The sequence below is a fragment of the Geodermatophilus sp. SYSU D01045 genome (assembly GCF_054050295.1).
The window spans coordinates 17457-39792 of record NZ_JBJGZB010000006.1; the positions used below are offsets into that span (position 1 = coordinate 17457).

The following is a 22336-nucleotide window of genomic DNA, read 5'->3' on the forward strand; positions in this document are numbered from 1 at the left end:
TCAGCGTTCCTGCAGGTACGCCGCCGCGGTGGCGCGCAGCCGCTCGTGCACGCCGTCGGCCGCGACCGCGCCGGGCAGGTACCGCTTCGCCAGCTTCGCCACCATCGTGTAGTTGGTGTCGACGACGTTGCCCGCCGGCGCCAGCCCCGCCTGGCTGACCAGCTGCAGGGCGTCGAGCTGGTCCCAGCCGGCGAGCTCGGCCGCCCAGGTCACCAGGTCGTGCTGGCTGATCCGGTAGGCGTCCTCCAGCGGCCGGACCGACCCGGTCGACATGAGGAACTCGTCGCTCTCCAGCCGCGGCCACGCGGGCCCGCCGCCCTTGACCAGGTCGACGACGACGACCGTGCGCATCGCCGACTCGACCGCGGTGCCGCACACCTCGCCCTCGCCCTGCCGGCAGTGCCCGTCGCCGAGGGAGAGCATCCCGCCGGGCACGTTCACGCCGAAGTAGACGGTCGTGCCGGCCCGCACCTCGGGGGTGTCCATGTTCCCGCCGTGCGCGCCGGGCGTGATGCTGGCGAACACCTCGCCCGCGGCCGGCGCGACGCCGATCGTGCCGTGCATCGGGTCGAGCGGGAGCTCCACCTCCGGGCCGCCGCGGCGGGGGCGGAACAGGCAGGTGCCCCGCTCGCGGTCGACCTCGTAGAGCCAGACCAGCTCCTCGAGCGGCTCGTGCAGCATCGCCGTCGAGTGGGTGGTGGTGAGCGCGCCGAAGTGCGGGAACGTGCTGGACACCGCCCAGTCCCGCGCCGGTGCGACGTCGACCAGGTGCACCGCCAGGGTGTCCCCGGGCTCGGCCCCCTCGACGGCGATCGGGCCGCTCACCGGGTTGAGGAACGGGAAGTTGCACACCTGGCTCGGCAGGTCCTCGACGCTGCGCACCTTGCCGCCGTAGCAGTCCTCGGTGGTCAGCTCGACCACCGTGCCCGGCGCCACGGTGAGCAGCGGCTCGCCGCCGCCGAAGGAGTAGCGCAGCTGATCGGGGGTCGGCTCCAGGGGGACGACCTCGAGGGACGCCGTCACAGGTTCTCCTCCGCTCGGATCTCGGGCCTCCGGCCCGTGGCGATCAGGACGATCATCAGCACGACGCCGATGGCGAGCCACACGAAGCCCAGCTCCTGGGCGGCCACCTGGGCGTTGTAGACGACGTAGGCCAGGATGCCGAACCCGATGACCGGCACCGCGAGGTGCAGCCACCAGTTGCGGCTCCCCATCCGGCCGATGAAGTGCCAGACGACGGCGACGTGCAGCAGCAGGAACGCCGACAGCGCGCCGAAGTTGACCAGGGTGGACAGCAGCGTGATGCCGTCCTCGCGCTGCTCCATGTACAGGCCGAGCACGAGGGAGACGGCCGCGACGAGGAAGGTCGCGTTGACCGGCACGCGGCGGGTCGGGTGCACCTTGCGCAGGAAGCCGGGCAGCTGGCGGTCGCGCGCCATGGCGAACAGCAGCCGCGAGGTGGCCGCCTGGGCGACCAGGGAGTTGGCGAACCCCCACGCGACCGCCGTCGCGATCGCCGTCAGCGTGCCCAGCCACGCCCCGCCGGCGACCTCGGCGGCGTCGTAGAAGGCGGTGCCGGCGGCGTCGCCCTCGGCGATCAGGGTGTCGGGGTCGGGCACGAGCAGCGCGGCGACCCAGGTCTGGACGATGAACAGCGTCCCGGCCAGGGCCAGCGCGGCGATCATCGCCTTGCCGATGGAGCGGGCCGACTCGCGGTTCTCCTCGGCGAGGGTGGAGATGCCGTCGAAGCCGAGGAAGCTCAGCACCGCGACCGACACCGCGCCGAAGACCAGCTCCAGCGAGAAGGTGTCGCTGTTGTAGATCGGCGAGAAGTCGAAGCCGCGGCCCTCGCCGGAGGCCAGCGCGACGACGCCGATGACCAGGAAGATCGCCAGCACGATGAGCTCGGCGACCAGCATGATCTTGTTGACCCGCGCCGTGAACTCGATGCCGAAGTAGTTGACGACCGTGTTGAGGACGACGAAGCCGATCAGCCACACCCACACCGGGATCGACGTCACGATCGAGTTCATCGCGACCGCGGCGATGAGGTAGAGCAGGCCGGGGACGAGCACGTAGTCGAGCAGGATCATCCAGCCGGCGATGAACCCGACCGGCTGGGCGATGCCACGGCCGGCGTAGGTGTAGACCGAGCCGGCCATCGGGAACGCCCGGGACATCTGCGAGTACGACGCCGCGGTGAAGGCCATCGCCAGGCCGCCGATGGCGTAGGCGAGGGCGATCATGCCGCCGCTGGCCTGGAAGACGCTGCCGAAGATGCCGAACGGCGCGATCGGCACCATGAAGACCAGGCCGTAGACCAGCAGGTCGGTGAACGTCAGCGAGCGCTTGAGCTCCTGGCGGTAGCCGAACTCCTCGACGCCGGCGGCTCCGGCTGCCGGGGTCGCGCCGGCACCGGTGCTCCCGGTGGCGTACGCGGACGGGGTGGTGCGGGGGTCGGTCACGACTCCTCCTCTCGGCCGGCTCGGGGCCGGACGCGGGGAGGGTAGGCCCCTTCCTTCCGATCGGAAGCAGTGGGGGTCAGTCGCGCGCGCCGACCTCGCGGAACACCAGCCCGTCGGCGCGCGCCAGCCGCGGCCGGGGGATCCGCGGCGGTTCGGGGGCGCCGGTCTCCAGCAGACGCGCGGCGGTGCGGACGCCGTCGTGCACGCCGCGGGCGTAGGCGCAGACCACCGGCGCGCTCGGCCCCACCCGGGCCGCGAGCCGCTCCTGCAGGGCGAGCTGTCCCTCGTCGCCGGCACCGTCGGCCGCCGCGAACGAGGGCATGCAGGCGTACAGCTCACCCGTGCCGTCGCCGCCGACGGCGTAGAGGCCGTTCTCCTCGAGCGCTCCGGACAGCCGGACGACGCGGCGGTCGAGCCCGGCGCGGGCGAAGGCGCGGTTGAAGGCCACCAGGTCGCGGCCGACCAGGCTGAGCAGCACGGCGTCGGCGCGGGTGCGGCGGACCAGGTCCAGCGCCGGGCCGGGGTCGGCCGGGCCGAACGGGACGAGCAGCTCGCCGGCGATCTCCGCGCCGACGTCGAGCAGCACCGACCGCGCGGCGCGGTGCACCGCCTGCGGCCACACGTAGTCGGTGCCCAGCAGCACCCAGCGGCGGGCGCGGCGGTGGCGCACCAGCCAGGTGAGCGCGGCGGCGTGCTGCACCAGCGGGGAGGCGCCGATCCGCAGCGCCCCGCGGGACCCGCGCCCGCCCTCGTGCGGCGGGGTGAACACGTAGCCGGCACGCCCGGCCAGCGCGGCGGCGACCGCGCGGGAGACGTCGCTGGTGGAGAAGCCGACGAGGACGTCGACCGCACCGGCGGCGTGCAGGGCGGCGACGTCGGCGGCCACCTCGGCGGGGCGGCGCCCGGCGTCGACGGTGACCAGCTCCACCGCGCGACCGCGGACCCCGCCGGCCTCGGTGACCTCGTCGGCGGCGAGCGCGGCCAGGTCCAGCGCCGACGGCGCGGTCATCGCCAGCGGCCCGGTCAGCGGGACGGCCAGCCCGATCCGGGCGACGTCGGGGGAGCGGCCGACGACGGCGGCCTCCCACGCCTCCATCGGGACGGTCGGTCCGGGCACCTCCTGAGTATGGTGCGGCCATGGCGGTCGAGCAGCGGGCTCCGGGCACTGCGGCGTCCGCCGCGCCCGCGGCCTCGCTGGTCGAGTTGCTGGCCGTCGTCTCGCGGCGGGTCGCCCGCGGCGTCGGGGCGGTGCTCGCCGAGGACGGCGCGACGCTGGAGACCTACCGGCTGATGCGCGCGCTCGCCTCGGGACCGGGCCGCACGATGAGCGGGCTGTGCGCGGCGCTGTGCGTCCCGGCGCCCACCGCCACCCGGATGGTCGACGGCCTGGTCGACGCCGCGCTGGCCTACCGCCTGCCCGACCCGGAGGACGGCCGCCGCGTGCGGGTGCACCTGTCCACGCTCGGCCGCGGCCGGCTGGACCGGCTGGAGGCGCTGGTGTCCGCGCACGAGGCCGCGCTGACCACCGAGCTCGGCACCGACCGGGTCGCCGCGCTGGTCGCCGCGCTCACCGACCTCGCCGACCCGCCCGCCTGACCCCTGCGGCGGCGCCCGTCCCCGCGATCAGTCGCATCCAGCGGGCTGCAGTCGCACCGGGGACGCGCCGCCCCGTTGATCATCGGCTGGGTGCACGCGACACGCGCCGACACGCCGGCGCGAGCGGCACGCATCCGGTGATCGACTCACCGTGAGCCGTGTGGTGGGACCGGCGGCCGCCGCCGGCGCCCGGTCAGTCGGACGGCGGGAGGATGCGGGGGACGAAGACCTCGTCGATCGGGCGCGGGCCGACGTACTGCCGGCAGGTGCACGGCACCCAGGTGTGACCGGCGAACCGGCCGCGCCGGTCGAAGGTGTCGCGGCGCAGCTCGGCGTAGCAGGTGTTGGTCTCGGTGTCGTGCTGGCTCAGCGTGTGCCCGCAGCCGCACACCGGCGTCGGGTTGGGCGGCGGGCCCGCGGGACGACGGCGCCCGAGCCGGCCGGCCACGAAGCCCGCGGCCAGCAGTGCCGCACCGATGACCAGGCTGACAGGTTCCACCGTCGTCGCTCCTCCGCTCCGCAGACCTCCCGACGGTAACGCCGCAGGCGCACTCCCGGTGCCGGGTGCGGGCGCGCCGCCGGTTCCCCCGGACGGGGGATCGATCCGAGACCGTCCGGGGCACCTGCAGCCCGTGGACCCACTCGCGGTCGGATTCGCCCGTCCGGACCGCTGGGAGCAGGGCACTCCGGCCGCCCGGCGCACCCCGTGGCACGCCGTCTCGTCGCCGCGGCCGGCGGCGGAGCGCGACGGCGAGGTGGAGCTGGCCCTCTGCGGGTCGATCGTGCAGATCTGGGGCCACCAGCGGTGGGAGCGCATCGGTGCCGGGCGCACCGGCTGCCCGGACTGCCGGCGGCTGTCCGGGCCGGCCCGGGAGCAGGCCCTGCTCAGCCGCGCCGGCTGACCGCGGCGGTCAGCGCCGCCGGCCGCTGATCGCCGACAGGCCGGTGATCTCCCGGCCCACGATGAGCGCCTGCACGTGGTCGGTGCCCTCGAAGGTGTAGATCGCCTCGATGTCGGCGTGGTGCCGGGCGACGTGGTGCTCGAGCAGGATCCCGTCGCCGCCGAACAGGTCGCGCGCGTCGGCCACGATCTGCCGGGCGGTGGCGCAGCAGTGCCGCTTGGCCAGCGAGGCCATCGCCGCGGTCATCCGGCCGGCGTCGGCCAGGCTGGACAGCCGCCAGCACATGAGCTGCATGGTGGTGATCTCGGCGAGCATCGTCGCGAGCTTCTCCTGCACCAGCTGGTAGCCCGCGATCGGCTGCCCGAACTGCTCCCGGTGCAGGCAGTGCGCCAGCGCCAGCTCGTAGGCCGCCGTCGCCACGCCCAGCGCGCGCCACGCGACGGTGTACCGGGTGCGGTCGAGCACCGTGGAGACGTCCTTGAACGAGCGGCAGTTCGCCAGCTTGTTCTCGGCCGGCACGCGGACGCCGTCGAGGGTGATCTCGGCCTGCCACACCGCCCGCAGTGCGGTCTTGCCGGTCATCACCCGGGTGCTGAAGCCGGGGGTCCCCTTCTCAACGACGTACCCGCCGACCGCGCCCTCCTCGTCGCGCGCCCAGATGAGCACGTAGTCGGCGATCGAGCCGTTGCCGATCCACTTCTTCTGCCCGTCGAGGACGAAGGCGTCGCCGTCGCGGCGGGCGCTGGTCTCCAGGGCGACGGCGTCCGAGCCGTGCTGCGGCTCGGTCAGGCCGAAGGCGCCGATCTTCTCCATCCGCGCCATCTCGGGGAGGAAGCGCTCCTTCTGCTCCTCGGAGCCGAGCATCGCGATCGACTGCATCGCGAGGAAGCTGTGCACGCCGTTGAAGGTGCCGACGCTGCCGTCGGCGCGGGCCAGCTCGGCGGCCACCAGGCCGGCGGCGACCGCGCTCATCCCCGGCGAGCCGTAGCCCTGCACCGTGCCCCCGGCGATGCCGAGCGCGGCGAACCCGGGCACCAGCTCGAACGGGAACTCCGCCCGCTCCCAGTAGTCGTTGATCCGCGGCGTCACCTCCTTGTCGCACCAGGCGCGCACGCGGTCGCGGATCTCGACCTCCTCGGGGGTGAGCAGCTCCTCGAGGGCGTAGAAGTCGGTGCTCCCGGTCTCAGGCACGGCCCGACGCTACGCGCGGGCAGGGCATGCTGCCGGGCGTGCGGATCGTCGTCGCCCCGGACTCCTTCACGGGCACGCTGACCGCGGCCGACGCCCGCGCAGGTCGCCGAGCTCGACGCGGCGCCGGCCCGCTTCGCCGCGGTCGTGCGCCGCGACCTCGGCGTCGACCCGGAGGGCCGGCAGGCGACGGGCGCGGCCGGGAGGACGGCGGCCGACGTGGCCGCCGTCCTGACCTGCTCGGTCGGGTCAGGCGCCGAGCAGCCCCCGCACGTAGGCCGCCTGGCCCACGTGCTGCAGGTCGTCGGACAGCACGCTGACCAGCCGGACGCCGAGGGTCACCGGCGGGTCCCACCGCTCGTCCACGACGCGGTCGAGGTCCTCGTCGGTGAGCCCGCCGAGGAACTCCCCGCTGCGGGCGGCGACGGCGTCGGCGTACTCGAGCAGCAGCTCCGCCGAGGGCACCCGCACCGACGCCACCTCCTCGGCGCTCATCCCGTAGCCGGTGGCGCCGTCGTCGACGGGCAGGCCGAAGCGGCCGGCGAAGCCCTGCGCGGTCCACACCTGCTCGGTACCCGCGACGTCGGCGAGGTGGTCGTCCTGCACCCGCAGCAGGTGCCAGGCCAGCCAGCCGATCGGGTTGGCGTCCGGGCCGACGCGCTCGGCGAGCTGGTCGGGGGACAGGCCCTCGACGGCGGCGGACAGGGTCTCGCCGATCTGCGAGTAGGCGTAGGTGAGCAGGTCACGGGTCCGCATGACCGGCCGCTACCCGTCCCGCTCGCGGGGGACGCCTGCCGGGGCCGGCCGACGGTAGGTTGCGGTGTCCGCCCGGCCGTCGAGGGAGCCAGCACGGTGGTGTTCGTCCTGCAGCGGCTGCTGCGCTCCCTCCGCGCCCGGCTCTCGGGCTGGCGCCTGCCGCTGGCGGTCATCGCGCTGGTGTTCCTCACCAGCTGGGCGGCGATGGCGCTGCTCGAGCCCGCCGAGAGCGGCATCACGGAGCCGGGGAGCTACTGGTGGTACTTCGTGATCACCGCCGCGACCGTCGGCTACGGCGACCTGTACCCGTCCTCGGTCGGCGGCCGGATCGTCGGCGCGTACGTGGTCGTCGGCGGGATCGTCACGCTGACCCTGCTGTTCACCGAGCTGGCCAGCGCCCTGCAGACCACGCGGGGCAGGCGACTGAGAGGAGTGGTCGGCCTGGACCTCCGGGACCACGTCGTCGTCCTGGGCTACACCCCGGGGCGGACCGAGCGGATCGTCACCGAGCTCACCGTCGAGCCGGGCACCCGCATCGCGCTGTGCGCCCACGACGACGTGACGGTCAACCCGATGCCCGAGGAGGCGGCGGTCTCCTTCGTCCGCGGCGACCTCACCCACGCCGACGTCATGATCCGCGCCGGCGTGGCCCGCGCCCGCACGGTCGTCATCGACGGCCGCGACGACAACGAGACCCTGGCCATCGCGGTCGCCGTCGACCATGCCAACCCGCGGGTGCACATGGTCGCCGCGGTCCGCGACCTGGGCCGGCGCGACACCCTCCGCTACGTCAACCCCGGCGTGCAGGTCGTGCAGTGGCACATGCCCTTCCTGCTGTCGGAGGAGGCCGCCGACCCCGGGCTGACCGAGATCTACAACGAGCTCATGACGGCGGGCGGGCACGGCAACACCTACTCGCTGCGGGTGCCGGCCGGTGCGCGGCCGCGGGCGTTCGGCGAGTGGCAGACCGCCCTCGGCCGCGACCACGGCGCCACGGTGCTGGCGCTGCGGACCGCCGAGGACCTGCGGGTCAGCCCCGCCTGGGACACCCCGGTGCCGGAGGGCGCGACGCTGTACTACGTCGCGGCGCACCGGCTGGACGTCGCCCGGCTGGACCGGTCACCACACGCCGAACGCGGCGGCCAGTAGCGCCAGCACCCCGCCGATCGCGGCCAGCACGGCGAGCACCGCGATCAGCACCGGCACGACGACCCAGCGGCGCCGGAACCGCCGCCGCCGGCGTGCCGGCCGCGGCGGGGGCGGCGGCGGTGCCGGCGGGGGAGCGGCGGCCCGGGCGTGCCGCTCGGCGCGCCGCTCCCGGTGCCGGTCGGCGAGGTACCGCGCCTGGTCCCGGGCGTCCCGGGCGACGGTGCCGAGCACCGAGGCCAGCCCGCGCAGGTCGTCGAGGTCGAAGCGCTCGACCCGGTCCCCGGGGGCGGGGTGCGGGCGGTCGCCGCGGGGGCCCGGACCCCCGTCGGCGGGGGTCCACGCCGGCGCCGGAGCCGGCCCGGCCCGCTCGGACAGGACCTGCAGGGCGGCCCGCGTCCGCGCGACGTCCCAGCGCCGGGCGGGGTCCTTGGTGAGCAGCCCCTCGAGCACCGGCGCCAGCGGGCCGGCCCGCTCGGCCGGGGCGGGGTCCTCGGAGACGACGGCCAGCAGGGTGGCCATCGACTCGGGCCGGTCGAAGGCCCGCCGGCCCTCGACGGCGGTGTAGAGCGTGGCACCCAGCGACCACAGGTCGACCGCGGGCCCGGGCTCCTCGCCCCGCGCCCGCTCCGGGGCCATGTAGGACGGCGAGCCGATGATCGCCCCGGACGTGGTGATCGACGGCCCGCCCGTGGCGACCGCGATGCCGAAGTCGGTGAGGTGCGCCGAGCAGTCGCGGCCGACGAGCACGTTGGCCGGCTTGACGTCGCGGTGCACGATCCCCGCGGCGTGCGCGGCCTCCAGCGCGGCGAGCACGTCGAGGCCGATGCGGGCCACCGTCGGCCAGGGCAGCGGACCCTGCCGCTCCACGATCTCCTGCAGGCTGCGGGAGTCGACGAGCTCCATGACCAGCCAGGGCCGGCCGTCCTCCTCGACGACGTCGTAGAGGGTGGTCACGCACGGGTGCACGAGCCGGGCCGCCGCGCGGGCCTCGCGCAGGGTGCGGTCGCGCAGCGCCGCGCGCTCGTCGTCGCCGAGGTGGACCGGGAAGGTGACCTCCTTGAGCGCCACGGGCCGGCCCAGCACCTGGTCGGTGGCGCGCCAGACCACGCCCATGCCGCCGCGGCCGAGCAGCCCGGTGACCGCGTAGCGGCCGGCGACCAGCCGCCCTGCACCCGTGTCGGCGGACATGGGCGGACGGTACGCCCACGGGGGCGCCGGCGTCCCCGACTCAGTCGGTCCCGGCCGGGGGCGACTCGGGCTCGCTGCGCGCCTCGAGGGCGGCCTCGGTCTCCGCGTCCTCCATCTCGAGGGCGATGTCGCGCGGCTGGGGCTGGTCCGGCTCGGGCTGCGACGGCGTCGTCATGCCCGCAGCCTGCCCGCGGGCCGGCCGGTCCGCTCCCGGGACGGCGCCGCGGGCGTGACCGGCGCCACCTAGACTCCGGCGCCGATGAGCATCACCCGCCTGCTGGTGGCCAACCGCGGCGAGGTCGCCGCCCGGGTGTTCCGCAGCGCCGCCGCCCTGGGCCTGTCCACCGTCGCCGTCGCGCCGGAGGACGACGCCGGGAGCCTGCACGCCCGCCGCGCCGACGAGGTCGTCCGCCTGCCCGGGACGGGGCCGGCGGCGTACCTGGACGTCGGCGCCGTCGTCGGGGCCGCCGTCCGCGCCGGCGCGGCCGGGCTGCACCCCGGCTGGGGCTTCCTCGCCGAGAGCCCGGACCTCGCCCGCGCCTGCGCGGACGCCGGGGTCGCGTTCGTCGGCCCGGACGCCGCAGCACTCGCCCTGCTCGGCGACAAGACCGCCGCCCGCGCCCGCGCCGGCGAGCTGGGTCTGCCGGTGCTCGCCGCCACCGACGGCGACACCGACCTCGCCGCCGCGACCGCCTTCCTCGCCGGCCTGGGCGACGGCGGCGCGGTGATGGTCAAGGCGGTGGCCGGGGGCGGCGGCCGCGGGATGCGCCCGGTGCGCGACCCCGCGGACCTGCCCGCCGCGCTCGAGCGCGCCCGCTCGGAGGCGCGGGCGGCGTTCGGCGACGGCGCGGTGTACGTCGAGCGGCTGCTGGCCGGCGCCCGGCACGTCGAGGTGCAGGTGGCCGGCGACGGCGCGGCCGTGGTGGCCCTCGGCGACCGCGACTGCTCGCTGCAGCGCCGGCGGCAGAAGCTGGTCGAGGTGGCCCCCGCGCCGGGGCTCGACGACGGCCTGCGTGCCCGGCTGGCCGCGTACGCCACCGCGCTGTGCGGGTCGCTGGCCTACCGCGGGCTGGCCACCGTGGAGTTCCTGGTGCGCCACGACGGGGCCCGCGGCGACGAGGTGGCCTTCCTCGAGGTCAACCCGCGGCTGCAGGTCGAGCACACCGTGACCGAGGAGGTCACCGGGCTCGACCTGGTCGAGGTCGGCATCCGGCTGGCCGAGGGTGCGACGCTCGCGGACCTCGGCCTGGCCGAGCCGCCGCCGTCGCGCGGGGCCGCCGTCCAGGCGCGGGTCAACGCCGAGACGCTGCTGCCCGACGGGACCGTGCACCCCGGCGCCGGGCGGCTCGAGAGGTTCGTGCCGCCGACCGGGCGCGGCGTGCGGGTGGACGCCGGCGTGGTCGCCGGCGACGAGGTCGGCCCGCGCTACGACTCGCTGCTGGCCAAGGTGGTCGTGGCCGACCGCGACCTGCCGCGGGCGCTGGCCGGCTGCCGCCGCGCGCTGGCCGAGCTCGACGTCGCCGGGGTGCCGGTGAACGCGGACCTGCTCGCCGCGCTGCTGGACCTCCCCGGGCTGGCCGACGGCGCCGCGACCACCGACCTCGTCGACGCCCGCCTGGCCGAGCTGGTGCCCGACCGCCCGGCCGAGGTCGCGGCGGCCGTCGACGGCGTGCTGCCGGTGACCGCGCCGCTGTCGGGCGCGGTGGTCGAGGTGGCCGCCGCCGAGGGGGACGCCGTCGCCGCCGGGGCGACGCTGCTGGTGCTCGAGGCGATGAAGATGGAGCACGTCGTGGCCGCGCCGGCCGGCGGCGTGGTCACCGGGCTGGCGGTCCGCGTGGGCGACGTCGTGACCGCGGGGGCGGTGCTCGGCGGGCTCGTCCCCGGCGAGGTCGACGCCGCCGTTGGCCCGTCCCAGGACGACCCCGACGTGATCCGCCCCGAGCTGGCCGAGCTGCAGGAGCGGCGCGCCGCCACCCTCGACGCGGCCCGGCCCGAGGCGGTCGCCCGCCGGCACGAGGCCGGCCGGATGACCGCGCGGGAGACGGTGGCCGCGCTGGTGGACGAGGGCACCTTCGTCGAGTACGGCCAGCTGGGCATCGCCGCCCAGCGCGCGCGCCGGACGCTGGCGGAGCTGGTCGCACGGACGCCCGCCGACGGCATGGTCACCGGGATCGGCGAGGTGGGCGGCGTGCCGTGCGCCGTCCTCGTCTACGACTACACCGTGCTGGCCGGCACCCAGGGCCGCACCAACCACCGCAAGACCGACCGGCTGCTCGAGGTCGCCACCGAGCGCGGGCTGCCGGTGGTGCTCGTGGCCGAGGGCGGCGGCGGGCGGCCCGGCGACACCGACGGCGGCGGCTTCTCCCGGCTCGACGTCCCGACCTTCACCACGATGGCGCGGCTGGCCGGGCGGGTGCCCACGGTCGCCGTCGTCTCGGGGTACTGCTTCGCCGGCAACGCCGCGCTGGTCGGCTGCTGCGACGTCGTCATCGCCACCGAGGACAGCAGCATCGGGATGGGCGGCCCGGCGATGATCGAGGCCGGCGGGCTGGGCGTCGTCGCGCCGGAGGACGTCGGGCCGACGGCGGTGCAGGCGGCGAACGGCGTCGTCGACGTCGTGGTGCCCGACGACGCCGCGGCCGTCGCCGCCGCGCGGCAGGCGGTCGCGCTGCTGGCCGGCCGGGTCGTGCCGGGGGAGGCCGCCGACCAGCGGCCGCTGCGGACGGCGCTGCCGGCCAACCGGGTGCGCAGCTACGACGTGCGACCGGTGGTCGCCACGCTCGCCGACGCCGGCAGCGTGCTGGAGCTGCGGCCGTCCTTCGGGCGGGGCGTCGTCACCGCGCTGGCCCGCCTGGACGGGCGGCCGGTGGGGTTCGTGGCCAACGACCCGCGGCACCTCGGCGGCGCGATCGACGGCGAGTCGGCGGACAAGGCGGCGGCGTTCCTGCGGCTGTGCTCCTCGGCCGGGCTGCCGGTGGTGTCGCTGGTGGACACCCCGGGGTTCATGGTCGGCCCGGAGTCCGAGCGCACCGGCACCGTGCGCCGCTTCGGCGGGTTGTACGTGGCCGGGGCGCAGCTCGGCGTCCCGCTGCTGGCGGTGGTGCTGCGCAAGGCGTACGGGCTGGGCGCGATGGCGATGCTCGGCGGCGACCTGCAGGTCCCGCTGCTCACGCTGGCCTGGCCCACCGGCGAGTTCGGGCCGATGAGCCTGGAGGGCGCGGTGCGGCTCGGGTACCGGCGGGAGCTGGCGGCGCTGCCGCCCGCGGACCGGGAGGTCCGGTTCGCCGAGCTGGTCGCCGCGTCCTACGCGCAGGGCAAGGCGCTCAACGTCGCGTCGGCGTTCGAGGTGGACGACGTCGTCGACCCCGCCGACACCCGGGAGGTGCTGGTCCGCGCCCTGGCCGGGCTCGCGTGAGCGGGCGGCCGGCGGTGCCCGCGGCTACCGTCCGGCCATGCCGCAGTTCCGCTTGACCACCGGGGACGGCGCCGTCCTGCACGAGTGGGACGCCGCCGACGCGACCACCGCCGAGACCGAGGCCGTCGACGTCGTCGCCCGGCACCGCGCGGACGACCCGCCCGGTGCCGCGGAGTACGTGCTCGTCGACGACGCCGGGAGCGACGTGGCGCGCTGGGGCGCGAGCGCGCCCTGAGCCTCAGCTCTCGCCGAGGCGGCGCTGCAGCACCTCGTGCTCGCGCCGCAGCACCACCTGGGTGACCAGGTCGCGGACCGCGGACTCGGCCTGGCGGCCGATGAAGGGCGCGTCGACCGTGGCGTCGCCGGTCACCGTGGCGCGGGTGCCGCCGCCGGCCGCGGGGGTCAGCCGGCGCTCGCAGGTGACCCGGGCCTCGCGGCCCATGATCTCGGCGCGCAGGTCGAGGGCACCGCGGTAGCCGCCGTCGCCGTCGGGCCGCCAGGTGGTCGTCTCGGTGACCGGGACCGTCTTCCCCACGAAGCGGGCGAAGACCGGCGGGATGCCCGTGGTCGCCGCCGACAGCCGCACCCGGGTCGTGGTGCCCGTCCCGTTCGCCTCGCTCGACACCTCGTGCACCTGGGCGTCCAGGGCCTGGGCGACCTCACGCAGGAAGACCTCGTCGACGAGCTCGGCGAACACGCGGTCGGGGGCGGCGGTGTAGCTGGTGGTGGCGTCGATGGGCACGCCCCATCCTCGGCCGTGCCCCCGCGGGCCGCCCGGCGGGGTGTCCGCGGGGCCCGCGGGGACGGTGGGACGGCTGGTCCGGACGCGTGTTCCGGCCTGCCGGGTGGTGGCGTCCCGGCGACCTGGCGTGCCGTAGTCGTCCGGCTCACCAACACCCCGCTCGGCGTGGTCGGTGAGCCGGACGACCACGGCACGGAGTGGTGGTTGTCCCTCGGGAGCGCCAAGCCGTTCGTCACCGCCGATGCTCCCGCCGTGCAGCCCGGCACCACTGGGGGGAGCACGGTCCACGCCACGCTCGACTGGTGGGGGTCCGCGTTCCCCGGCGGGACCGGCATGACCGGTGACTCGGTCGCCGACCGGCCGGCCGGCGTCCTCGCCTTCGGTTTCCCGCTGGGGTCCGGGGTGGAGGGTGACGGCGTCATCGAGTCCATGTCGTTCGCCGGCACGACCCACACCTTCGCCGCGGACGTCCGCCTGACGGGCGAGCAGCAGTGCAAGGACGGCGGCTGGGCTCGCAGCACCCTCCCGGCCTTCCGCAACCAGGGCGAGTGCGTGAGCAGCTTCGTCGAGTCCGCCGAGCGCTGACCCCACCACCGTCCACGGAGGCCCGTCACCCGACCCGGGTGACGGGCCTCCGCCGTCCCGCGGACCAGACTGCGGCCGTGGGCGAGGTGGTGATCCGGCCGGCGGGTCCCGCGGACGCCGTCGCCGTCGCGGGCGTGCACGCGCGGGCCGGCCGGGCGGCGTGGTCGGCGTTCCTCGGCGACGTCCTGGCCGAGCCGGACGTGTCCCTCTGGCGCGAGCGGGTCTCCGCGGACGGGTTCGTCGTGGCCGAGCGGGACGGCGTCGTCGTCGGGTTCGGGCGGGCCGACGTCACGACCGGCGAGGTCGCCCTGCTCTACGTGGACCCCGCCGAGCAGGGGCGGGGCACCGGGCGGGCGCTGCTGGCGGCCGTCCTGGACCTGCTGCGGACGGCCGGGTGGGACCGCGCCCGGCTGCGCACCGAGGAGCGCAACAGCGGCCCGCGCGCCTTCTACGAGCGGGCCGGGTGGCGGCCGACGGGCGAGGTGGTCGAGCGGGAGTGGGCCGGCCGGCGCCTGCGGGAGGTCTGGTACGTCCGGGACCTGGACTGAGGGACCAGCGCCCGGCTCAGGGGACCGGGACGGGGTCGGCGGCGGGGGCCTCCACCGCGGTGCACTCCTCGGGCGCCGGTGACTCGGTGGACTCCGCGGTCGCCGGGTCGGCGGGCGGCTCGGGGCAGGCCGGGTCCGGCGGGCACTCGGGCGCCGTGGCGTCCGGGTCGGCGGCCGGGTCCGCCGCCGGATCGGCAGCGGGGGTCGCTGCCGGGTCCGGAGCCGGGTCGGTGGTCGGGTCCGCGGTCGTGGTCCCGGCGTCCCCGCACGACGGCTCCTCGGCGGGCGGCTGCTCGGCGGGCGGCTGCTCGGCGGGCGGCTGCTCGACCGGGGGCTGCTCGGCCGGCGCCGACGGCGCGGCGTCCACCGGCGCGGGCGGTCCCTCGGGCTCCTCGGCCGGCGGCTGCTCGGGCGATGGCTGCTGTGCCGGGGGCTCCTCGACCGGCGGCTGCTCGACCGGAGCGGGCGGGTCCGCCGGCGCCTCGACCGCGGGAGCCACGGGAACCGGGGGACCCGGCGCCGGGTGGGCCGGAGCAGCGGGCGGGGGGTCGACGGGCGCGGGGTCGACGGGCGCGGGGTCGACGGGCGCGGGGTCGACGGGCGCGGGGTCGACGGGCGCAGGAGCCGCCGGCGCGGGCTCGGTGGGGACCTCGGTCGGGAGCGACCGGCCGTCGGTGGACGACCCGCGCGGGAACGCGTTCCGCGAGAGGGAGCCGGGGGAGGACCCGTCGACGTCGTCGTCCACTGCCGGCCGGGTGGCGGCCGCGGGCGCCCAGCCGTCCTCGAACCCGGGCGCGGTGACGCCGATGCTCGGCAGCACGAGCGGGCCGCTCTCGGTCAGGCCGTCCCCGGAGCCGCCGCGCCGGGTCTGGGCCTCGGCCGACGTCGGGTCCGCTCCGACCGCACCGGCGACCGGGGGCCCGGAGACCGCGGCCAGCGCGGCCGCCATCCCGAGCGCGCACGCGCCGGCTCCGAGCCCCGGGATCCACCGGTCGGATCGGACCCCGCGTCGCTTCCTGTCCATGGACGCTCCCCCCTGAGCCGTCACCGGCCCGGCCAATCCTGACCCGGGCCGTTCCGTACGTCTACGCGACCCGGCGTGCCGCCGGGCGCCGTTCACCCGTGTGTCGCACGAACACCCCGGTTCTGGGGGGCCGGGTCCGACCCGTCCTGGGCCCTCGTCCGGTCACGGGCGCCCGGCCGGCTCCTGACCGACGGGGACCGGGCCCGTGGACGAAGCCGCCGCCTGTGGGGGAGTCGCGTCGGACGGCACCCGCGGGAGGCGGCTGCCGAACAGGACGCCGGCCACCACGAGGGCGCCGCAGGCGAGCTCGACCAGCGGCGACCGCTCGCCGAAGAACAGCCACGCCGACCCCATCCCGACGACGGGCACCAGCATCGAGAACGGCGCCACGGTGCCCGAGGGGTGCCGGCTCATCAGCGCCGTCCAGATGCCGGAGCCGAGCAGCGTGGCGACCACGACGGTGAACAGCAGGCCGGCCAGCGCGAGCAGCCCCGTCGTCGTCCCGAGCGTCGTCAGCGACGTGCCGATGCGGGCCGGGCCCTCGGTGGCCAGCGACAGCGCGAGCATCGGCAGCGGCGGCACGACGGTCATCCAGAGCATCAGCCGGAACGGCCTCGCCGGGCGCGCCTGCCGGTTGCAGAGGTTGCCCAGCGCCCAGCCGAGGCCGCCGCACAGGGTCAGCAGCACCGGCAGCAGCGTGGCGCCGCCGTCCAGCCCGGCCCGGTGGACGGCGATGCCGGCCAGGCCGACGACGGCGAGACCGACCCCGGCCGCCTGTCGCCCGGTCAGCCGCTCGCGGAGCAGCAGCCCGGCCAGCACGACCGTGAACGGCGCCGAGGACTGCAGCACCAGCGAGGCGAGGCCGGTCGGCATGCCGGTGTCCATCGCGACGTAGAGGAAGACGAACTGCAGGACGCCGAAGCCGGCGCCGTAGCCGAGCACCCACCGCCACGGGACGCCGGGCCGCGGCACGAGCAGCACCGTCGGGACCGCGACCAGCGCGAACCGCAGCGCGACGAGGAAGAACGGTGGGAACTGCTCGAGGGACAGGTGGATCGCCGGGAAGTTCAGTCCCCAGACGACGGCCACGAGAACGGCGAGCAGGCGGTCGCGGGTCGGCACGACGTCGAGCGTGCGCCCCGCGACCTTCCAGCACCAGCGAGAACTCCTGACACGACGATGTAGCGTCGCTGCATGGACGTCCGCGCGCTGGAGACCCTCCGCGCGGTGCGCACGCAGGGCGGCGTCACCGCCGCGGCCGCCGTCCTGCACCTGACGCCGTCGGCGGTGTCGCAGCAGCTGGCCGCCCTCACGCGGGAGGCCGGCGTGCCGCTCACCGAGCGGGTGGGGCGCGGGCTGCGGCTGACCGCGGCGGGGGAGGCGCTGGCCGAGGCCGCGGTCGACGTCGCGGTCGCCGTCGAGCGGGCGCGGGCCGCCTGCGCCGCCTTCCTCGAGCGCCCCGAGGGCACCGTGCGGGTGTCGGCGTTCCAGAGCGGCGCCCAGCTGCTGCTGCCGCCGCTGCTGACCCGGGTGCGCGAGCTCGGCGGCATCACCGTCGAGTGCTCCGACGAGGACGTCGCGCTCGACGAGTTCCCGGCGCTCACCGACCGGGTCGACGTCGTCGTCGCCCACCGGCCCGACGGCGCGCAGTGGCCGGCCGCGGGGCTGCGCGTCGTCCCGCTGCTGCGCGAGCCGCTCGACGTCGCCGTGCCCCGCGGCCACCCGCTGGCCGGCCGGTCGCGGGTGCGGCCCGGGGACCTTGTGGACGAGGACTGGATCGCCGTCCGCGAGGGCTTCCCGGTCGCCACCGTGCTGGCCGCCGTCGCCGCGGGGTCGGGCACCGCGCCGCGGATCACCCACCGGATCAACGACTTCTCCGTCGTCGAGGCGCTGGTGGCCGACGGCCACGGGGTCTCGCTGCTGCCGCGGTTCACCCGCGGCGGCCACCCCGGCGTGCGGCTGCTGCCGCTGGTGGGCGTGCGGGCCGGGCGGCAGGTCGACGCGCTGCTGCGGCCGGACACCGCCGAGCGGCTGGTCGTCCGCCGCGTGCTCGACGCCCTCGTCGACGTCGCCGCAGAGGTCGCGGGCGGGTGAGGCCCGGTCAGCGCCGGTTGCGGCGGGCGATCTCGGCGCTGAGGACCGTGGCGAAGACGGTCCGGGCGGCGTAGGGGGGCAGGGCCCGGCCCGCGGCGCGGTCCAGCCGGGCGCCGCGCCGGGTGAGGTCGGCCGTCGAGGCCGCCAGCAGCGCCGCCTCCACCGCGGCCAGCGGCGGACGGTGCGCGCGGAAGAACGCCCACGTCCACCCCGCGTCGAGCACCAGGTCGGCCGCGAGGGCCCGGGCGTCGGGGGGAGCGCCGCGCCCGAGGACGCGCCCGCCGGCGAACGCCAGCAGCGCGTGGAGCACCGTCCACGCGATCCCGGACACCGGGCCGGGCGGCTGCCGGCGCGGCCTGTCGAGGCCGCGGTACCAGGACGAGCCGACGTCGGTCCCGGCCGAGCCCACCAGGGCGGTCAGGCCGAGGCGGCCGAGGAGGTCAGCAGGGGGCGTCGCACGGCTCCAGCCTGCGCGGTGGGCGACGGACCCGCCCAGGGAGCTCAGGGCTTCCAGCGGTGCAGGCCGGTGACCCGGCGGACGGCGGCGGCCGCCACCCGGTACGGCACCTTGTCGAGCACCGCGGCCAGCTTCGCGTCGGGGCCGACGGTCACCCGGAACCGCGGGCGGTCCGCGTCCAGCGCGCGGGCGATCGCGCGGGCCACCTCGCGGGGGTCGCGCGAGCGGGGGAGGTGCTCCTCCTCGACGAACCGCTCCACGGTCTGCAGCAGGCCGGTGTAGGGGCTGCCGGGCGGGGTGATGCGCGGCGTCGTCGCCCAGATCGCGGTGTCGTAGTTGCCCGGCTCGACCAGCACCACCCGGACGCCGAACGGCTCGACCTCGTAGGCCAGCGACTCCGCCCAGCCCTCCAGCGCCCACTTCGACGCGCAGTACAGCGACAGCCCGGGGTTGCCGTAGCGGGCGGAGTCGCTGGAGACGAGGACCAGCCGCCCGGCCCGCTGCCGCCGCATGACCGGCAGCGCGAGCTGGGTGAGCCGCAGGGCGCCGAGCAGGTTGGTGTCGAGGACCCGGCGCCACTCCTCCTCGTCGGTGTCCTCGAACGCGCCCCCGCTCGCGGTGCCGGCGTTGTTCACCAGCGCGTCGAGCCGCCCGCCGGTCAGCCCGAGGGTCTCCTCGACCGCCCGCCGGGAGGACTCCGCGTCGGTCACGTCCAGCCGGACGACGTCCAGCGGCTCCAGCCCCGCCTCGCCGGTGCGCGCGTCGAGCGCCGCCCGCCGGCCGGGGTCGCGCATCGAGGCGACGACGTGCCAGCCGCGGCTCGCCAGCTCGACGGCGGTCTCCAGGCCGAGCCCGGAGGAGCACCCGGTGACCAGGACGGTGCGCTGCTCGGTGTCCACGGCACCCGCATCGGCAGTCCGGCCTGCCGACCGGACGACAGCGGGCCGATCGGGGCGCGGGTCAGACGCGGTCGGCCGCCGGGTCGGGCTGCGCGTGCCCCGCGGTCGCGGCCCAGCTGGCGAGGAGCTTGAGCGCGTCCTCGGAGGGCGAGCCGGGCTCGGCGGTGTAGATGGTCACGCGCAGGTCCGCGGAGTCCTCGGCCGGCAGGTCGAACGTGTGGTAGCCCAGGTCGAGCGTGCCGACGACGGGGTGGCGGAACTGCTTGGCGCCGTTGTGGTGGATGCGGACGTCGTGCGCCGCCCAGCGGACCCGGAACTCCTCGCTGACCGTCGAGAGCTCCCCGACGAGCTCGCGCAGCTGCGCGTCGTGCGGGCGGCGGCCGGCCTCCGCCCGCAGCAGCGCGACGGTGGTGTTGGCGGCGAGCTCCCAGTCGGCGTAGTAGTCCCGCGCCCGCGGGTCGAGGAACTGGAACCGGGCGAAGTTCGCGGGCCGCCGCGGGCCGTCGAACAGCGGTGAGTGCAGCGCCCACCCCAGGGCGTTGGTCGCCAGGAGGTCCAGGCGGCCGTTGGCGACGAGCGCGGCCGAGCCCGTCATCGAGTCGAGCATCCACTGCACCCGCGGCGGGATGGCGGCCCTGCCGCGGCGCTGCGGTGTGCGCGCCGGCCGGGTGGCGGCGCGGGCCAGGTTGGACAGGTGGGTCCGCTCGGCCTCGTCGAGCTGCAGCGCGCGGGCGACGGCCTCCAGCACCTCCTCGGAGACGCCGGCGATGTGGCCCTTCTCCAGCCGGGTGTACCAGTCGGTGCTCACCCCGGCGAGGACGGCGACCTCCTCCCGGCGCAGCCCCGGCACCCGCCGGCGCCCGCCGCCGGGCAGCAGGCCGGCCCGCTCCGGGGTGATCCGGGCGCGCCGGCTGACCAGGAAGTCGCGGATGTCGGCGCGGTTGTCCACGCGATCGACGGTACGGCGGGCCGCCGGGGTAGGGGGGTCGCGTCAGTACCCCCACGAACCCGACCCCCCGCGCCCGCGTCCGGCGGGGTTCCGTGGAGGTCGACACCCCAGCTGCAGAGGAGCACCACCATGCGAGGAGCCGTCCTCCACGCCCCCGGCGACGTCCGCGTCGAGGACCGCCCGGACCCGGCGATCGAGCAGCCCACCGACGCCGTCATCCGGCTGGCCGCCACCTGCGTGTGCGGCTCGGACCTGTGGCCCTACCGCGGCGTCGAGGCGGTGGCCGGTCCGTCGCCGATGGGGCACGAGTACGTCGGCGTCGTCGAGGAGGTCGGCAGCGAGGTGCGCACCCTGCGGCCCGGGCAGTTCGTCGTCGGCTCCTTCTTCGCCTCCGACAACACCTGCGAGATCTGCCGGACCGGCTACCAGACGCACTGCGTCAACCGGCAGCCCGGCGCCCCGACCGGCGCACAGGCCCAGTACGCGCGGATCCCGCTGGCCGACGGCACGCTCGTCGCCACCCCCGGCACGCCCGACGACGACCTCGTCCCCGGCCTGCTCGCCGCCTCCGACGTGCTGGGCACCGGCTGGTTCGCCGCCGTCGCCGCCGAGGCCGGGCCCGGCAAGACCGTCGCCGTCGTCGGTGACGGGGCGGTCGGCCTGCTCGGCGTCCTGGCCGCCCGGCAGCTCGGCGCGGAGCGGGTCGTCGTCTTCAGCCGGCACGAGGACCGGCAGCGGCTGGCCCGCGAGTTCGGCGCCACCGACGTCCTCACCACCCGTGGCGACGAGGGCGTCGCGGAGCTGGAGGAGCTCACCGGCGGGCTGGGCGCGCACTCGGTCATCGAGGCCGTGGGCACCCAGGAGTCGATGGTGCAGGCGATCCGCGCCACCCGCGCCGGCGGCCACGTCGGGTACGTCGGCGTCGCGCACGACGTCTCGCTGCCCGGCGAGGAGCTGTTCTTCTCCGGCGTCCACCTGCACGGCGGCCCGGCCCCGGTGCGCCGCTTCCTGCCCGAGCTCATCGACCTCGTCTGCACCCGGGCCATCGACCCGGGGAAGGTCTTCGACCTCGAACTCCCGCTGGAGCAGGCCGCCGAGGGCTACCGGGCGATGGACGAGCGCCGCGCGATCAAGGCGCTGCTGCGCCCCTGAGGAGGAGCACCACCGTGCAGGTCACCCGCGGCTCGATCGACACCGTCGAGGGCCCGGCCGACCGGTTCACCGGCGACGTCGACATCGACGCCGTCGCCGCCGCCCGGCCCCCGCCCCCGACTGACACCCGCACCACCGAACGAGGAGCACTCCCCGCATGCGCGTCAACGCCTACGCCGCCCCCGCCGCCGGCGAGCCCCTGGCCCCCACCACCGTCGAGCGCCGCGACGTCGGCCCGGACGACGTCCTCATCGAGATCCGGTACGCCGGCATCTGCCACTCCGACATCCACACCGTCAACGGCGACTGGGGCCCCCAGCCGTTCCCCGTCGTCCCCGGCCACGAGATCGTCGGCGTCGTCGCCGAGGTCGGACCCGAGGTCACCCGGCACCGGGTCGGCGACCTGGTCGGCGTCGGCTGCATGGTCGACTCCTGCGGCGAGTGCGCCAACTGCCGCAACGGCGACGAGCAGTACTGCCTCGACGGCATGGTGCCCACCTACGCCGGCACCGACCGCGACGGCTCCACGACCCAGGGCGGGTACTCCACCCACGTCGTCGTGGACGCCGGCTACGTCCTGTCCGTCCCGGAGGGCATCGACCCGGCCGCCGCCGCGCCGCTGCTGTGCGCCGGCATCACCACGTACTCGCCGCTGCGCCGCTGGGGTGCCGGGCCGGGCAGGCGGGTCGCCGTCGTCGGGCTCGGCGGGCTGGGCCACGTGGCCGTCAAGCTCGCCGCCGCGATGGGCGCCGAGGTCACGGTGCTGTCCCAGTCGCTGAAGAAGCAGGAGGACGGCCTCCGGCTCGGTGCCGAGCACTACTTCGCCACCGGCGACCCGGACACGTTCGTCCAGCTGGCCGGCCGGTTCGACCTGATCCTGAACACGGTCAGCGCGCCGATCGACGTCGACGCCCACCTGTCGCTGCTGGCCGTGGACGGCGCGCTGGTCAACGTCGGAGCGCCCGCCGAGCCGCTGAGCCTGCGCGCCATGTCGCTGATCGGCGGCCGCCGCACCTACGCCGGCTCGATGATCGGCGGCATCGCCGAGACCCAGGAGATGCTCGACTTCTGCGGCGAGCACGGGATCGGCGCCGAGGTCGAGGTCATCGCCGCCGACCGGGTCGACGAGGCCTACGAGCGGGTGCTCGCCTCCGACGTCCGCTACCGGTTCGTCATCGACACCGCCACCCTCTGACACCGGCGGCGCGGGCCCCGCACCCGGGCCCG

24 protein-coding genes are annotated in these 22336 nt (G+C 76.6%); 10 read left to right on the plus strand and 14 right to left on the minus strand.

Annotated features, from left to right (window positions below):
- The 3 genes from ACI798_RS06595 to ACI798_RS06605 form a co-directional block, all read right to left on the minus strand.
- Window positions 1-1023 (minus strand): acetamidase/formamidase family protein, encoded by a 1023-nt coding sequence (locus tag ACI798_RS06595; protein WP_456943275.1) that lies wholly within the window; start codon window positions 1021-1023, stop codon window positions 1-3.
- A complete protein-coding gene (locus ACI798_RS06600) occupies window positions 1020-2465 on the minus strand; it encodes an APC family permease (protein WP_456943274.1) in 1446 nt (481 codons plus the stop codon). Before ACI798_RS06600 ends, ACI798_RS06595 begins: the two co-directional genes overlap by 4 nt.
- A gap of 76 nt (window positions 2466-2541) precedes the next feature.
- Complete coding sequence (locus tag ACI798_RS06605; RefSeq protein WP_457047518.1) at window positions 2542-3582, minus strand: ABC transporter substrate-binding protein; 1041 nt, start codon at window positions 3580-3582, stop codon at window positions 2542-2544.
- 20 nt (window positions 3583-3602) lie between these two features.
- Between ACI798_RS06605 and ACI798_RS06610 the strand changes: the two genes are divergently transcribed.
- Entirely contained in the window at window positions 3603-4061 is a 459-nt protein-coding gene (locus tag ACI798_RS06610; RefSeq protein WP_457047519.1) for a MarR family winged helix-turn-helix transcriptional regulator, read from the plus strand.
- Between the two features lie 193 nt (window positions 4062-4254).
- On the opposite strand, the gene ACI798_RS06615 is transcribed toward ACI798_RS06610, so the two are convergent.
- Window positions 4255-4560, minus strand: coding sequence for a hypothetical protein (locus tag ACI798_RS06615; protein WP_387984944.1), 306 nt, complete (start codon window positions 4558-4560; stop codon window positions 4255-4257).
- Between the two features lie 133 nt (window positions 4561-4693).
- On the opposite strand from ACI798_RS06615, the gene ACI798_RS06620 reads away from it, so the two are divergent.
- Window positions 4694-4963, plus strand: coding sequence for a hypothetical protein (locus ACI798_RS06620; RefSeq protein ID WP_457047520.1), 270 nt, complete (start codon window positions 4694-4696; stop codon window positions 4961-4963).
- A 9-nt stretch (window positions 4964-4972) separates the two neighbouring features.
- Here the strand turns inward: ACI798_RS06620 and ACI798_RS06625 are convergent, their stop codons facing one another.
- Together ACI798_RS06625 and ACI798_RS06630 are read right to left on the minus strand one after the other, a co-directional pair.
- Window positions 4973-6154 (minus strand): acyl-CoA dehydrogenase family protein, encoded by a 1182-nt coding sequence (locus tag ACI798_RS06625; protein WP_457047521.1) that lies wholly within the window; start codon window positions 6152-6154, stop codon window positions 4973-4975.
- Between the two features lie 246 nt (window positions 6155-6400).
- Window positions 6401-6907, minus strand: a complete 507-nt coding sequence (locus tag ACI798_RS06630; RefSeq protein WP_456943269.1) for a mycothiol transferase — start codon at window positions 6905-6907, stop codon at window positions 6401-6403.
- 96 nt (window positions 6908-7003) lie between these two features.
- On the opposite strand from ACI798_RS06630, the gene ACI798_RS06635 reads away from it, so the two are divergent.
- The gene (locus ACI798_RS06635) at window positions 7004-8056 is read left to right on the plus strand and encodes an ion channel (RefSeq protein WP_456943268.1); all 1053 of its coding nucleotides are present in this window, start codon (window positions 7004-7006) and stop codon (window positions 8054-8056) included.
- On the opposite strand, the gene ACI798_RS06640 is transcribed toward ACI798_RS06635, so the two are convergent.
- The gene (locus ACI798_RS06640; RefSeq protein ID WP_457047522.1) at window positions 8027-9244 is read right to left on the minus strand and encodes a serine/threonine-protein kinase; all 1218 of its coding nucleotides are present in this window, start codon (window positions 9242-9244) and stop codon (window positions 8027-8029) included. The genes ACI798_RS06635 and ACI798_RS06640 overlap by 30 nt on opposite strands.
- Before the next feature lie 40 nt (window positions 9245-9284).
- Complete coding sequence (locus tag ACI798_RS06645) at window positions 9285-9419, minus strand: hypothetical protein (protein WP_456943266.1); 135 nt, start codon at window positions 9417-9419, stop codon at window positions 9285-9287.
- 84 nt (window positions 9420-9503) lie between these two features.
- Between ACI798_RS06645 and ACI798_RS06650 the strand changes: the two genes are divergently transcribed.
- Complete coding sequence (locus tag ACI798_RS06650) at window positions 9504-12659, plus strand: carboxyl transferase domain-containing protein (RefSeq protein WP_457047523.1); 3156 nt, start codon at window positions 9504-9506, stop codon at window positions 12657-12659.
- 37 nt (window positions 12660-12696) lie between these two features.
- Window positions 12697-12894 (plus strand): hypothetical protein, encoded by a 198-nt coding sequence (locus ACI798_RS06655; RefSeq protein WP_456943264.1) that lies wholly within the window; start codon window positions 12697-12699, stop codon window positions 12892-12894.
- Between the two features lie 3 nt (window positions 12895-12897).
- On the opposite strand, the gene ACI798_RS06660 is transcribed toward ACI798_RS06655, so the two are convergent.
- The gene (locus ACI798_RS06660) at window positions 12898-13401 is read right to left on the minus strand and encodes a DUF2505 domain-containing protein (protein ID WP_456943263.1); all 504 of its coding nucleotides are present in this window, start codon (window positions 13399-13401) and stop codon (window positions 12898-12900) included.
- Window positions 13402-13566: 165 nt separating this feature from the next.
- Between ACI798_RS06660 and ACI798_RS06665 the strand changes: the two genes are divergently transcribed.
- Window positions 13567-13986: a hypothetical protein gene (locus ACI798_RS06665; RefSeq protein ID WP_457047524.1), complete on the plus strand. Its 420-nt coding sequence runs from the start codon at window positions 13567-13569 to the stop codon at window positions 13984-13986.
- Between the two features lie 77 nt (window positions 13987-14063).
- Window positions 14064-14534, plus strand: a complete 471-nt coding sequence (locus ACI798_RS06670) for an N-acetyltransferase family protein (protein WP_457047525.1) — start codon at window positions 14064-14066, stop codon at window positions 14532-14534.
- Window positions 14535-14550: 16 nt separating this feature from the next.
- Here ACI798_RS06670 and ACI798_RS06675 read toward each other — a convergent pair whose 3' ends face one another.
- Window positions 14551-15558 carry a hypothetical protein gene (locus ACI798_RS06675; RefSeq protein WP_457047526.1) on the minus strand — a complete coding sequence of 336 codons (1008 nt, stop codon included), beginning with the start codon at window positions 15556-15558 and terminating at the stop codon, window positions 14551-14553.
- 162 nt (window positions 15559-15720) lie between these two features.
- Complete coding sequence (locus ACI798_RS06680) at window positions 15721-16680, minus strand: EamA family transporter (protein ID WP_457047527.1); 960 nt, start codon at window positions 16678-16680, stop codon at window positions 15721-15723.
- 72 nt (window positions 16681-16752) lie between these two features.
- Here ACI798_RS06680 and ACI798_RS06685 point away from each other — a divergent pair, with 72 nt between their 5' ends.
- Window positions 16753-17652, plus strand: coding sequence for a LysR family transcriptional regulator (locus ACI798_RS06685; RefSeq protein WP_457047528.1), 900 nt, complete (start codon window positions 16753-16755; stop codon window positions 17650-17652).
- 7 nt (window positions 17653-17659) lie between these two features.
- Here ACI798_RS06685 and ACI798_RS06690 read toward each other — a convergent pair whose 3' ends face one another.
- From ACI798_RS06690 to ACI798_RS06700, 3 genes are all read right to left on the minus strand, one after another.
- Window positions 17660-18061 (minus strand): TspO/MBR family protein, encoded by a 402-nt coding sequence (locus ACI798_RS06690; protein WP_457047529.1) that lies wholly within the window; start codon window positions 18059-18061, stop codon window positions 17660-17662.
- A 92-nt stretch (window positions 18062-18153) separates the two neighbouring features.
- Complete coding sequence (locus ACI798_RS06695; protein ID WP_457047530.1) at window positions 18154-19008, minus strand: SDR family oxidoreductase; 855 nt, start codon at window positions 19006-19008, stop codon at window positions 18154-18156.
- A 61-nt stretch (window positions 19009-19069) separates the two neighbouring features.
- Window positions 19070-19957 carry a helix-turn-helix transcriptional regulator gene (locus tag ACI798_RS06700; protein ID WP_457047531.1) on the minus strand — a complete coding sequence of 296 codons (888 nt, stop codon included), beginning with the start codon at window positions 19955-19957 and terminating at the stop codon, window positions 19070-19072.
- Window positions 19958-20086: 129 nt separating this feature from the next.
- Between ACI798_RS06700 and ACI798_RS06705 the strand changes: the two genes are divergently transcribed.
- Window positions 20087-21109: a zinc-dependent alcohol dehydrogenase family protein gene (locus tag ACI798_RS06705; RefSeq protein WP_457047532.1), complete on the plus strand. Its 1023-nt coding sequence runs from the start codon at window positions 20087-20089 to the stop codon at window positions 21107-21109.
- 157 nt (window positions 21110-21266) lie between these two features.
- Window positions 21267-22304: an NAD(P)-dependent alcohol dehydrogenase gene (locus tag ACI798_RS06710; protein ID WP_457047533.1), complete on the plus strand. Its 1038-nt coding sequence runs from the start codon at window positions 21267-21269 to the stop codon at window positions 22302-22304.
- Window positions 22305-22336 lie beyond the last annotated feature (32 nt).